The sequence below is a fragment of the Streptomyces sp. NPDC093085 genome (genome assembly GCF_040683935.1).
Taxonomy (GTDB): Bacteria; Actinomycetota; Actinomycetes; order Streptomycetales; family Streptomycetaceae; genus Streptomyces.
In genome coordinates this window covers 148830-161004 of sequence record NZ_JBFBFB010000008.1, presented here as the reverse complement: position 1 = coordinate 161004, position 12175 = coordinate 148830, and the positions used below count along the sequence as shown (strand labels likewise).

General features: G+C 70.9%; 12 protein-coding genes, 1 tRNA gene and 1 riboswitch. Of the genes, 7 read left to right on the top strand and 6 right to left on the bottom strand.

The annotated features are described in order from the left end of the window. Positions 1–233: 233 nt before the first annotated feature. Positions 234–992, top strand: coding sequence for an MBL fold metallo-hydrolase (locus AB0O07_RS22795; protein ID WP_365636040.1), 759 nt, complete (start codon positions 234–236; stop codon positions 990–992). Between the two features lie 127 nt (positions 993–1119). Here AB0O07_RS22795 and AB0O07_RS22790 read toward each other — a convergent pair whose 3' ends face one another. Together AB0O07_RS22790 and AB0O07_RS22785 are read right to left on the bottom strand one after the other, a co-directional pair. Continuing rightward, positions 1120–2400: a PTS transporter subunit EIIC gene (locus AB0O07_RS22790; protein ID WP_365636247.1), complete on the bottom strand. Its 1281-nt coding sequence runs from the start codon at positions 2398–2400 to the stop codon at positions 1120–1122. 129 nt (positions 2401–2529) lie between these two features. Next, complete coding sequence (locus AB0O07_RS22785; protein ID WP_365636038.1) at positions 2530–3744, bottom strand: PTS transporter subunit EIIC; 1215 nt, start codon at positions 3742–3744, stop codon at positions 2530–2532. Between the two features lie 153 nt (positions 3745–3897). Between AB0O07_RS22785 and AB0O07_RS22780 the strand changes: the two genes are divergently transcribed. The 3 genes from AB0O07_RS22780 (at position 3898) to rdgB (ending at position 5794) form a co-directional block, all read left to right on the top strand. Beyond that, positions 3898–4131, top strand: coding sequence for a PTS glucose/sucrose transporter subunit IIB (locus AB0O07_RS22780; protein ID WP_365636037.1), 234 nt, complete (start codon positions 3898–3900; stop codon positions 4129–4131). Positions 4132–4357: 226 nt separating this feature from the next. Further along, positions 4358–5095 (top strand): ribonuclease PH, encoded by a 738-nt coding sequence (rph, locus tag AB0O07_RS22775; RefSeq protein ID WP_365636035.1) that lies wholly within the window; start codon positions 4358–4360, stop codon positions 5093–5095. A 96-nt stretch (positions 5096–5191) separates the two neighbouring features. After that, positions 5192–5794, top strand: a complete 603-nt coding sequence (gene rdgB / locus AB0O07_RS22770; RefSeq protein ID WP_365636033.1) for an RdgB/HAM1 family non-canonical purine NTP pyrophosphatase — start codon at positions 5192–5194, stop codon at positions 5792–5794. Positions 5795–5861: 67 nt separating this feature from the next. On the opposite strand, the gene AB0O07_RS22765 is transcribed toward rdgB, so the two are convergent. From AB0O07_RS22765 to bcp, 3 genes are all read right to left on the bottom strand, one after another. Further along, positions 5862–5945 (bottom strand) — tRNA-Leu (locus AB0O07_RS22765). 90 nt (positions 5946–6035) lie between these two features. Further along, positions 6036–7535 carry a glycine betaine/L-proline transporter ProP gene (proP, locus tag AB0O07_RS22760; RefSeq protein WP_365636031.1) on the bottom strand — a complete coding sequence of 500 codons (1500 nt, stop codon included), beginning with the start codon at positions 7533–7535 and terminating at the stop codon, positions 6036–6038. Between the two features lie 105 nt (positions 7536–7640). Beyond that, positions 7641–8108, bottom strand: coding sequence for a thioredoxin-dependent thiol peroxidase (gene bcp, locus AB0O07_RS22755; protein ID WP_365636029.1), 468 nt, complete (start codon positions 8106–8108; stop codon positions 7641–7643). Positions 8109–8299: 191 nt separating this feature from the next. Between bcp and AB0O07_RS22750 the strand changes: the two genes are divergently transcribed. From AB0O07_RS22750 to AB0O07_RS22740, 3 genes are all read left to right on the top strand, one after another. Further along, positions 8300–8647, top strand: coding sequence for a DUF3618 domain-containing protein (locus AB0O07_RS22750; RefSeq protein WP_365636027.1), 348 nt, complete (start codon positions 8300–8302; stop codon positions 8645–8647). Between the two features lie 149 nt (positions 8648–8796). Beyond that, entirely contained in the window at positions 8797–9099 is a 303-nt protein-coding gene (locus tag AB0O07_RS22745; RefSeq protein ID WP_365636245.1) for a co-chaperone GroES, read from the top strand. Positions 9100–9160: 61 nt separating this feature from the next. Beyond that, positions 9161–9225, top strand: a riboswitch (guanidine-III (ykkC-III) riboswitch). Between the two features lie 34 nt (positions 9226–9259). After that, a complete protein-coding gene (locus tag AB0O07_RS22740) occupies positions 9260–9580 on the top strand; it encodes a multidrug efflux SMR transporter (RefSeq protein WP_365636026.1) in 321 nt (106 codons plus the stop codon). Positions 9581–9587: 7 nt separating this feature from the next. Here AB0O07_RS22740 and AB0O07_RS22735 read toward each other — a convergent pair whose 3' ends face one another. After that, the gene (locus AB0O07_RS22735; protein ID WP_365636024.1) at positions 9588–12146 is read right to left on the bottom strand and encodes a transglycosylase domain-containing protein; all 2559 of its coding nucleotides are present in this window, start codon (positions 12144–12146) and stop codon (positions 9588–9590) included. Between the last annotated feature and the right edge of the window lie 29 nt (positions 12147–12175).

The following is a 12175-nucleotide window of genomic DNA, read 5'->3' as shown; positions in this document are numbered from 1 at the left end:
GGGGAGAGCGGGGAACGGGGGAGCGAGCGGCGGAGCGCGACGGAGTGTGGCGGGGCGTAACGGCCCCACCGGTACGGAGGCCCACCCGTACGGACCATCCGAACCAGTGACGTCCTGGGTGAGTTCCCCCACAACGGACCACTGTGAAGGAGCGACCAGCCGTTTCGCGCTTTACGCTCGGTAAACGCACACCCCCGTCGCCCCGCCTTCCACGCCACGGAGGTTCCCGCTCCATGAAGCTCACCGTCGTCGGCTGTTCGGGCTCGTTCCCCGCCGCGGGATCGGCCTGCTCCAGTTACCTCGTAGAGGCCGACGGCTTCCGGCTGCTCCTCGACATGGGTAATGGCGCCCTGGGCGAGTTGCAGCGCCACATCGGTCTCTACGACCTCGACGCCATCTTCCTCAGCCATCTCCACGCCGACCACTGCATCGACATGTGCGCCTACTTCGTCGCGCGCTACTACCGCTTCGACGGCGGCCGGTGCGACCCGATCCCCGTCTTCGGCCCCGAGGGCACCGAGCAGCGCCTGACCACGGCGTACGCGGACACCCCGACCGACACGTCCATGAGCGAGGTCTTCGACTTCCACACGCTCAAACCGGGCTCGGGCTCCTTCGACATCGGCCCCTTCTCCGTCCGTACGGAGAAAGTCGCGCACCCCGTCGACACCTTCGCGATCCGCGTGGGGCACGGCGGACGCTCCCTCACCTACTCCGGGGACACCGGGGTCTGCGACCCGCTGGTCGAGCTGGCGGAGGAGACCGACCTCTTCCTCTGCGAGGCGGCCTTCACCTACGGCAAGGAGGACGTCGAGGGCCTCCACCTCAACGGCCGCGAGGCCGGTGACCACGCGGCCCGCGCCCGCGCCCGCAGGCTGGTCCTCACCCACGTACCGCCGTGGACGGACAGCGAACGGAATCTGACGGACGCCCGCGCGGTCTACCCGGGCCCGGCGGAACTCGCCGTTCCGGGCGCGGTCTACGAGATCTGAGCGCGGTCTACGAGATCTGACACCCGCTCCTGCCCTCATCCGAACAGACCGCGGGCCCGGCCGTCCTGACATCGGCCGGGCCCGCGGGGCCTGAGAGGGGCGGAGCGCCCCGGTAACCCGCCCGCGCCTACTTGGCCTCCGCCTTGGCGAGTTCGGCCAGCTCCTCGTCGGACTCCCGCCCCGGGGTGGGGAGGTTGAACCGTACGATCGCGAACCGGAAGATGGCGTAGTAGAGGACGGCGAAGCCGAGGCCGACCAGGACCAGGCCCCCGGGGTTGGTCGCGATCCCCAGGTTGAGGAAGAAGTCGACCGCGCCCGCCGAGAAGCCGAAGCCGTCCTTCATGCCCAGCGCCCACGTCAACGCCATCGAAACACCCGTCAGCACGGCGTGGATCGCGTACAGCACCGGCGCGATGAACATGAACGTGAACTCGATCGGCTCGGTGACGCCGGTCACGAACGCGGTCAGCGCGAGCGAGAGCATCATGCCGCCGACGGCCTTGCGGCGCTCGGGGCGCGCGCAGTGGGTGATGGCCAGACAGGCCGCGGGGAGCGCGAACATCATGATGGGGAAGAACCCGGTCATGAACTGCCCGGCCGTCGGGTCGCCCGCCAGGAAGCGGTTGATGTCGCCGCTCTTGCCGTCGAACGTACCGGCCTGGAACCAGGGGAACGAGTTGAGCAGGTGGTGCATGCCGACCGGGATCAGCGCCCGGTTCGCCACCCCGAAGATGCCCGCGCCGATGGCGCCGGACCCCACCAGCCACTCACCGAAGGAGTGCAGCCCGGCGCCGAGAACCGGCCATATGTAGCCGAAGACGATGCCGATCACGAGCCCGGCGAACGCGGCGAGGATCGGCACCAGCCGCCGGCCGCCGAAGAAGCCCGCCCAGTCCGGCAGCTTGGTCCGGTAGAACCGCTGGTAGAGCAGGGCGACCACGATGCCCATCACGACCCCGCCGAGCACCTTGGCGTCGACGGGCGCGTCCACCATCACCACCTTCCCGTCCGCGACCTGCGCCACCTGCGGCAGATTGGGGTCGGTGAAGGTGCCCAGCACGTTCTTGAAGACCAGATAGCCGGTGACGGCGGCGAGCGCGGTCGAGCCGTCCGCCTTCTTCGCGAAGCCGATCGCGATGCCGACGGCGAAGAGCAGCGGCATGTTGTCGAGGATCGCGTTGCCGCCCGCCGCCATGAACCCGGCGATCTTGGTGAGGAAGACGGGGAACGACTCCCGGCCGAGCATGTCGCCGTTCCCGAGCCGGACCAGCAGCGCACCGGCCGGCAGCACCGCGACGGGGAGCATCAGGCTGCGCCCGATACGCTGCATCACGGACATCACACCGCTGCCCTTTTTCGGCTTCTCCGCCACGGGCTTGTTCTGGGCCGCGGACGCGGCGCCGGCCATGGACGACATGGACTTCCTCCTGGTCTACACCACTCGGTGGTTTAGACCAGTTGTACACGGTGAGGAAGGGATAAGGAACCGCCGCAATTCGGTGAAAAATGTGACCTGGATTACGCGCGCGAACGGGGATCACGCGGCCGTGTTCCGCGCCTCCGCCTCCGCCTCGGTCTCCTCGGGCTCCCGCCCGGGCGTCGGGATGTCGAACACGGTGATCGCGACGCGGAAGACCACGTAGTACACCACCGCGAAACAGAGCCCGATCGGCACGATCAGCCACGGCTTCGTATCCAGATGCCAGTTGACGACGTAATCGATCAGCCCCGCCGAGAAGCTGAACCCCGCGTGCACCCCCAGCGCCCAGGTGATCGCCATCGAGGCGCCGGTCAGCAGCGCGTGCGCCCCGTACAGCAGCGGCGCGGCGAACATGAACGAGAACTCCAGCGGCTCGGTCACCCCCGTCACGAACGACGTCAGCGCGACCGAGGACATCAGCCCCGCGATCCGCTTGCGGTGGCGCGGGTGCGCGCAGTGCGTGATGGCAAGCGCGGCGGCCGGCAGGCCGAACATCATGATCGGGAAGAACCCCGACATGAACTGCCCCGCCGACGGATCCCCGGCGAAGAACCGGGTCAGATCGCCCTGCACCACCGTCCCGTCCGGCTTGGTGAACGAACCGGCCTGGAACCAGAAGAACGTGTTCAGGAACTGATGCATCCCGATCGGGATCAGCAGCCGGTTCGCCACCCCGAAGATCCCCGCGCCCCACGCCCCCAGCCCGATGAGCTGCCGCGCGAAGGCCGTCAGCGCGTCCCCCACCGGCTGCCACAGCAGCCCGAACACCACCCCCAGCGCCACCCCCAGGAACGCCATCAGGATCGGCACCAGCCGCCGCCCGTTGAAGAACCCCAGCCACTCCACCAGCCGCGTCCGGTGGAACCGCTGCCACACCACCGCCGTCAGCAGCCCGATCAGGATCCCGCCGAGCACCCCCGGATTCTGCGGCACCCCGTCCGGCGTCGCCTTGGTGACCGAGCCCGCGACCGGGAACGCGGCGAGCACGTTGTGGTAGACGAGGAACCCGGCGACCGCCGCCAGCGCCGTCGACCCGTCCGCCTTCTTCGCGAAGCCGATCGCCACGCCCACGCAGAAGAGCAGCGGCAGCCCGAACGCCCCGTCCAGGATCGCCGTGCCGCCCTGGGTGAACACCTTCGCCGTACGCTCCCAGAACGGCCCGTGCAGATACGCCGAGAAGAGATTCCCCAGGCTCACCAGCAGCCCGGCGGCCGGCAGCACCGCCACCGGCAATTGGAGACTCCGCCCCACCTTCTGCAACCCCTGGAACACCCGGCCTCACCTCCTCGCGACTGGTGTAGACCAGTAGGGTTAGGCTTCTCCCGCCATCATTCGGTACGGCGTGACGGCCCGCCCGCGAGGATGAGCCAACCGTGCGTTACGGTGACAAAACGGTCCGTGTGCGAGAGTCAGGGAGAAAGAGACATGGCCACCAAGGCTGAGAAGATCGTCGCCGCGCTCGGCGGGCTCGACAACATCGAGGAGGTCGAGGGCTGCATCACCCGCCTCCGCACCGAGGTCGTCGACCCCGCCCTCGTCGACGAGGTCGCCCTCAAGGCCGCCGGCGCCCACGGCGTGGTCAAGATGGGCACCGCGATCCAGGTCGTCATCGGCACGGACGCGGACCCGATCGCGGCGGACATCGAAGACATGATGTAACCGGCACCCTCCCGGGGCCCGGGACGACGGCCCCCGGAACAAATGGCTGCCCCGGGACGGGCGGTCGCCCCGGAACAGAAGGTCGCCTCGGGACGGGCGGTCGCCCCCCGGAACAAATGGCTGCCCCGGAACAAGTGCTCTCCCTCCCGGCCGGGAGGGGCCGGAATCCGTTCACGGTCGCCGCCGCGCGGCCGGGCCCCTCCCCGCCTCCGGATAGGCTCGCGGCATGTCACGTATCGACGGCCGAACCCCCGAACAGCTCCGCCCCGTCACCATCGAGCGCGGTTGGAGCAAGCACGCCGAGGGCTCCGTCCTCATCTCCTTCGGTGACACCAAGGTCTTCTGCACCGCCTCCGTCAGCGAGGGCGTCCCGCGCTGGCGCAAGGGCAGCGGCGAAGGCTGGGTCACCGCCGAATACTCCATGCTCCCCCGCGCCACCAACACCCGCGGCGACCGCGAATCCGTACGCGGCAAGATCGGCGGCCGTACGCACGAGATCAGCCGCCTGATCGGCCGCTCCCTCCGCGCCGTCATCGACTACAAGGCGCTCGGCGAGAACACGATCGTCCTCGACTGCGACGTCCTCCAGGCCGACGGCGGCACCCGCACCGCCGCCATCACCGGCGCGTACGTCGCCCTCGCCGACGCGGTCGCCTGGGCCCAGGGCAAGAAGATCGTCAAGGCCGGCCGCCGCCCGCTCACCGGCACCGTCGCCGCCGTCAGCGTAGGCATCGTGGACGGCACCCCTCTCCTCGACCTCTGCTACGAAGAGGACGTGCGCGCCGAGACCGACATGAACGTCGTCTGCACCGGCGACGGCCGCTTCGTCGAGGTCCAGGGCACGGCGGAGGCCGAGCCCTTCGACCGCGCGGAACTCGACGCCCTCCTCGGCCTGGCGACGGCCGGCTGCGTCGACCTGGCGAAGCTCCAGACGGAAGCCCTCGCCACCACCACAGACGCCTGACGCCCCGCCCCCCCTCCCTCCCGTACGGGAACGGCCCCCCGGCCGCCGTGGGCCCGCACGGCGGGCCGGTCCCGCCCGTACGGGAGACTGGGCGGCATGACCCGCCTGATCCTCGCCACCCGCAACGCCGGGAAAATCACCGAACTCAAGGCCATCCTCGTGGCCGCCGGCCTGCCGTACTACCTGGCCGGGGCCGAGGAGTTCCCCGATGTCCCCGACGTCAAGGAGACCGGCGTCACCTTCGCCGAGAACGCCCTCCTCAAGGCCCGCGCCCTCGCCACCGCCACCGGCTGGCCCGCCGTCGCCGACGACTCCGGCCTCTGCGTCGACGTCCTGGGCGGCGCCCCCGGCATCTTCTCCGCCCGCTGGTCCGGCACCCACGGCGACGACACCGCCAACCTGAACCTCCTCCTGGCCCAGCTCGCCGACATCGCCCCGCCCCACCGCACCGCCCACTTCGCCTGCGCCGCCGCCCTCGCCCTCCCCGACGGCACGGAACACGTGGTCGAAGGCCGCCTCGACGGCACCCTCCGCCCCACCCCGGCCGGCACCGGCGGCTTCGGCTACGACCCGATCCTCCAGCCCGACGGCGAGACGAGAACCTGCGCCGAACTGACGGCGGACGAGAAGAACGCCATCAGCCACCGAGGCAAGGCCTTCCGAGCCCTGGTCCCGGTCCTCCGGGAAACGCTGTACTGAGCGCGCTACCGACCGCCCGGACACGCCGACGGCCCCGCCCCCTGCGGGACGGGGCCATCGCCCACGGTGCGGCCGGTGGGATTCGAACCCACACGGGATTTCTCCCACTGGGACCTAAACCCAGCTCGGCTGCCAGTTACGACACGGCCGCGTGCTGCTCTCATCATGCTATCGGGCCGAGGCCCCTGCCAGGAGGCCGGCGGTGATCTCCGCCGATCTCCGCCCCTCTCCGCCGATCCCATCAGAATCTCGGCTCCGGGGTCTGGGCGTGGGCGAGTTGGGCGGCTTCTTCCGGGGTGGCCACGGAGGGGGGTGAGCCGGTGAGGGGGCGGCGGGCTGTTTCCCGCATGCGGGTCACCGCGATGGCGCCCACCAGGCCCGCCGCCGTCGCGTAGTAAGCGGGCATCAGGTCGTCGCCGGTCAGGCCGATGAGGGCGGTGATCACCAGGGGGGTCGTGCCGCCGAAGAGGGAGGTGGCGACGTTGTAGCCGACCGAGAGGGCGCCGTAGCGGACATGGGTGGGGAAGAGGGCCGGGAGCGCCGCCGCCATCGTGCCCAAGAGGCAGACCAGGGAGAGGCCGAGCATCAGCATGCCTGCCGTGATCGCCACCACGGCGCCCTGCTGGATCAGGAGGAAGGCGGGGATCGAGAGGATCAGGAAGCCCAGCATGCCTGTCAGCAGTAGCGGCTTGCGGCCGTAGTGGTCGTTCAGGCGGCCTACCTGGTTGATCACCAGCATCAGGGCCACCATCACCCCCAGCAGGATCAGCAGCCCGTGCGTCTCGCTGTAGCCGAGCTGGTCCGACAGGTACGTCGGCATGTACGACAGCAGCATGTAGTCGGTGATGTTGTACGCGCCCACCAGGGCGACGCAGAGGACCAGCGCCGGCCAGTAGCGGCGGAAGATCTCGGCGAGGTCGGCCCGCGTCGTCGGCTCCACCGTGTCCGCTGCCGTCGCGGCGTGCGCGCTCTCCGACTCCAGGCGCTGGAACGCGGGCGTCTCGTCCAGACGCAGTCGCAGATAGAGGCCGACCAGGCCCAGTGGGCCGCCGATCAGGAACGGCAGCCGCCAGCCCCAGGACTCCATCGTGGCCGGGCCCAGCGCGGCGGTGAGCAGGGTGACCAGGCCCGCCGCGCCCACGTAACCCGCCAGCGTCCCGAACTCCAGGAAGCTGCCGTAGAAGCCGCGCCGCTTGTCGGGGGCGTACTCCGCGATGAACGTCGACGCGCCCCCGTACTCCCCGCCCGTCGAGAACCCCTGCACCAGCCGGAAGAGGATCAGCAGCGCCGGGGCCCAGAAGCCGATCGTGGCGTACGACGGGATCAGCCCGATCGCGAAGGTGCCCAGCGCCATCAGCATCATCGTCAGCGCGAGGACCTTCTTCCGGCCGATCCGGTCGCCCATCGGGCCGAAGAACATGCCGCCGAGCGGCCGTACGAGGAACGCCACGGCGAAGGTCGCGAACGACGACAGCAGCTCGACCGTGGGGTTCCGGGACGGGAAGAAGACATGCCCGATGGTGACGGCCAGATAGCTGTAGATGCCGAAGTCGAACCACTCCATGGCGTTGCCGAGCGCCGCCGCCTTCACCGCCCGCCGCACCGCCCGTTCGTCCGTGACGGTGATGTCGCTCCGCCGCAGCCGGGGGTTCTTCCGCTGCCGGATGGCGCGGAACAGGGCGGGGTGCCGTCTGACCGCCGCCGGATCGGCGGGCTCCTCCTGGCGTTCCTGGCCGGGCATGGCGCCGATCCTTTCCGGACCGCCGGTACGGACAGGGAGAGAGGGGTTCCGGGGCTGGGGGAGCCCTGAGGGGCCTACTGGTCCGTACCGGGTCGCGGGGCAGATTCAGATACCTAGGTCCTTGATGATTTTCGCCACGTGGCCGGTCGCCCGCACGTTGTAGAAGGCGTGCTCGACCGTCCCGTTCTCGTCGACGACGATCGTGGAGCGGATGACCCCGGTCACCGTCTTGCCGTACATCTTCTTCTCGCCGAACGCGCCGTACCGCTCCAGGACCTCCTTCGACGGGTCGCCGACCAGCGTGACCTTCAGGCTCTCCTGGTCGCGGAACTTCGCCAGTTTCTCCGGCTTGTCCGGGGAGACGCCGATGACGTCGTACCCGGCCGCCGCGAGCAGGTCGAGGTTGTCCGTGAAGTCGCACGCCTGCTTGGTGCAGCCGGGGGTGAGCGCGGCCGGGTAGAAGTAGACGATGACCTTGCGGCCCCGGTGGCCGGCGAGTGAGACGTCCTTGCCGTCCGCGTCGGGCAGGGTGAAGTCGGGGGCGGTGTCGCCGGGGGCGAGGCGCTCGCTCATGGTTCTCGGTTCTCCTTGGAGGGATCGGCGGTACGGGTCGTACGGGTTGTCGTACGGGTGGTACGGGTCGTCGTACGGGTGGTACGGGGCGAGCGTAGTCGGGGGTGCCGTTGGGTGAGGTCGTCCCTGAGCTGACAGACTGTCGTCCAAGGACTACGAGGACTACCGGACACGACGACGGAGGCAGCGCGGTGTCGGATTCCAGGACCCCGGCGCAGATCGAGGCGGACATCGTCCGCCGGCGCGGGCAGCTCGCCGAGACGCTGGACGAGATCGGGGTGCGGGTGCACCCGAAGACGATCGTCGGCGACGCGAAGGCCAAGGTGGCCTCCACGGTGGACCAGACGGCAGGACGGGCGTTCGTCGCCGTGAACCGGACGATCGCGGGCGTCCGCGCCCCGTTCGTCCACGCCGACGGCGGGCCCCGGCTGGAGCGGGTGGTGCCGGTCGCGCTGCTCGCGGTGGGGCTCGTGGGGCTGCTGGTGCTCTCCGGCCGCTCGGGACGGGCGGGACGGCCGGGGCGTCGGCACAAGGGCTGAACGAGGGCCGGACGTGGGCCGGACGTGGGCCGGACGCGGCCGGGCGGCGATCCGGGTCACCCCACTGGCGTACGGAGGTGTCACGGGCAGGTAGGTTCGGGGATGTGAGCGAGAACTCCCCCAGCCAACACGACAAACTGCCCATCCGGATGCTCCATGACCGCGTCCTGGTCAGGACCGACATCCCGGAGGGCGAGCGCCGCTCGTCCGGCGGCATTCTCATCCCCGCGACGGCGGAGGTCGGCCGCCGGCTGGCCTGGGCCGAAGTGGTGGCCGTGGGGCAGAACGTACGGACGGTGACGCCGGGGGACCGGGTGCTGTACGACCCCGAGGACCGCGCCGAGGTGGAGGTGCGCGGGGTGGCGTACGTCCTGATGCGCGAGCGCGATCTGCACGCGGTCGCCGCCGACCGGTTCGAGGGGGCGCAGGACTCGACCGGCCTGTACCTCTGACCCCACCTGTACCTCTGGATCTCCGGCCCCACCTGTTATCGCTGGATCTCTGGGCCCACTGGTGTTTGCTACGTTGGGGGACCCGACGAGACGCGCCGTACCGGGACAGACGAAAGACGACGCACCTGTTGTCCGTGCTTTCTTTGTCGGAGGTGGCGTCATGGCGTGGGTTCTTCTGGTGATCGCGGGGCTGCTGGAGGTGGCCTGGTCGATCGGGATGAAGTACACCGAGGGGTTCACCCGGCTCTGGCCCAGCCTTTTCACGGGCGCCGGGATCGTGGCGAGCATGGTGCTGCTGGCGCAGGCGGCCAGGACGCTGCCGATCGGCACCGCGTACGGCGTCTGGGTCGGGATCGGCGCGGCGGGTGCGGCGGTGCTCGGCATGGTGGTGCTGGGCGAGCCCGCCTCCGCCGCCCGGATCTTCTTCGTCACCCTGCTGGTGGTGGCCGTGGTGGGGCTGAAGGTCACGTCCGGGCACTGACACCGCGCTAGCTGGTGCCCTGGCCCTGACTCTGGCCCTGGCCCTGGCTCAGGTGGCTCTGGTGGGTGGTGTCGGGGGCGCCCTGCCCGGCTCCGCCCGTACCGCCGGAGCCGCCCGTGCCCCCCGTACCACCCGCGTCGCCGCCCCCGCCTCCGCTCCCGCCTCCTCCGCCGGAGCCGCTGGTTCCGGTGGTGCCCGTACCGCCGCCCGTGGCCGTGGTCTCGCCGCCGGTGGCGCCGGTGGTGCCGGCCGAGCCGGTGCCGCCCGTGGCCGCCGTACCGCCGACCGCCCCGCCGGCCGTGCCGCCTCCGGGCCGGCTCTCGCCCGGGCCGGGGGTGCCTCCGGTGGAGCCCGCCGAGGCTCCGCCGGTACGGCCCGCCGTGCCCGCCGTGTCCTGCGACTGGCCCTCGGTCGCGCCCTGGACGGCTCCGGGGGAGGCGCTGCCGGAGTGGCCCGGCCGCTGCGAGGGCTCGTCGGAGGAGGGGGCGCGCTCCTGGGCGCCCGGCTCCAACTGGAGGTCGAAGTCCTGTACGGGGGAGGTGCGGAGCGCGGCGGCGGTGTACTGGCCCCAGATCTGGGCGGGCGCCCCGCCGCCGTTGACCCGGGGCTGGCCGAGCGCCCCGTACAGCGGCTTCTGCTGGGCCGTCTCGGGGTCGGCGCCCATGACGGCGACGACGGTGGTCAGGTCCGGGGTGTAGCCGGCGAACCAGGCGGCCCGGTCGTCCTCCGCCGTGCCGGTCTTGCCCGCCGCCGGGCGGCCCGCGGACTGGGCGGCGGTGCCGGTGCCGCCGTCCACGACGCCCCGCATCATGGCGGTGGTGGTGTCGGCGGCCGCACGGCTGACGGCCCGGACGGGGGTGCGCTTCGGGAGCGCGACATCGGTGCCGTTCTTGGTGACCTTGGCGACGATCGTGTACGGGACGCGCTCGCCGTGGTGGGCGAGGGTGGCGTACGCCTGGGCCATGTCGAGGACGCTCGCGGTGGCCGGGCCGAGGGCGATGGAGGGGGAGGCGGTGAGGTCGGGGGTGGTGGCGGGGACGCCGAGGGCGACGGCGGTGTCCCGTACGGTGGCGGGGCCGACGTCCTGGGCCATCTGCGCGTACACCGCGTTGACGGACTTGTCGGTGGCGGTCCGTACGGTGATGGGCCCGTAGTCGGTGTCGTCCTCGTTGGCGGGGGCGTAGCCGGTGGGTCCTTCGGGGCCCTCGACCATGCGGCCGGAGTCGCCGTCGTAGACGGTGTTGGGGGTGATGGTGCGGCCGTCCTGGGTGTGGGAGCCGTTCTGGACGGCGGCGGCGAAGACGAACGGCTTGAAGGTGGAGCCGACCTGGTAGTCGCGCCGGGTCGCGTTGTTGACGTACTGCTTGGTGTAGTCGATGCCGCCGTACATGGCGAGGACGCGGCCGGTCGCCGGGTCGACCGACGCGCCCCCGACGCGGACGTTCCGGTCGGCGTCGCGGGAGCTGTCGAGCTGCGAGTTGACCTGGGTGTCCACGGCCTTGACCAGCGCGTTCTGTTTGGTGTGGTCGAGGGTGGTGGTGATCCGGTAGCCGCCGGTGGCGAGCGTCTTCGCGTCGATGATCTTGTTGCCGGTGAGATAGTCCTCGACGGCCTGGACGAGATAGCCGCGCTGCCCGGAGAGCCCGGTGGCGGTGGCGTTGACGCGCCCCGGTGTGGGGAACGTGAGGGTGGCGCGGGTGGCGGGGTCGAGCCACTTCTCCTTGACCATGCCGTCGAGCACATAGTTCCAGCGGGCGACGGCGGCGGCCTTGTTGTCGGGGTGGGTGACGACGTCGAACTCGCTGGGGGCGTTGAGGAGCGAGGCGAGGTAGGCGCCCTCGGAGGGGGTGATGTCCTCGATGTCCTTGCCGTAGTACGCCTGGGCGGCGGCCTGGATTCCGTAGGCGTTGCGGCCGAAGTAGCTGGTGTTCAGATATCCCTGGAGGATCTGCTCCTTGGATTCCTCGCGGTTGAGCTTGATCGCGATGAAGAACTCCTTCGTCTTGCGGACGACGGTCTGCTCCTGGCCGAGGTAGTAGTTCTTCACGTACTGCTGGGTGATGGTGGAGCCGCCCTGGGTGCCCTTGCCGGTGGCGGTGTTCCAGGCGGCGCGGAGCATGCCCTGGGGGTCGACGGCGGGCTCGCTGTAGAAGCCGCGGTCCTCGGCGGCGAGCACCGCACGCTGCACGCTCTTCGGCACCTGGGCGAGGCGTACGTTCTCCCGGTTGACGGCGCCCTCGCGGGCCAGCTCCGTGCCGTCCGCGTAGAGGAACACGTTGGACTGGGCGGTGGCCGTGGCGTTGGCGGCCGGGATGGGGACGAGCCGGTACCCGAGGACGAAGCCGCCGGCGAGGAGGAAGCCGCAGGCCAGGAAGGCGCCGAGGACCATGCGCCAGGTGGGCAGGAGTCGCCGGACGCCGGTGCGGTGCCGTACGCCTGGCGCGGCGGCCCGGCCGGCCCCGGCGGCTCCGGCGTCTCCTGGTGCTCCCGTGGTACGGGGCGAGGCGGGTGCCGAGGGGTCTCGTGGGGCCCAGCCCCAGCCCTGGTGCTGTGGCTCGTCGTTCATGTGTGTGGAGACTCCTCGGCCGTGGCCGG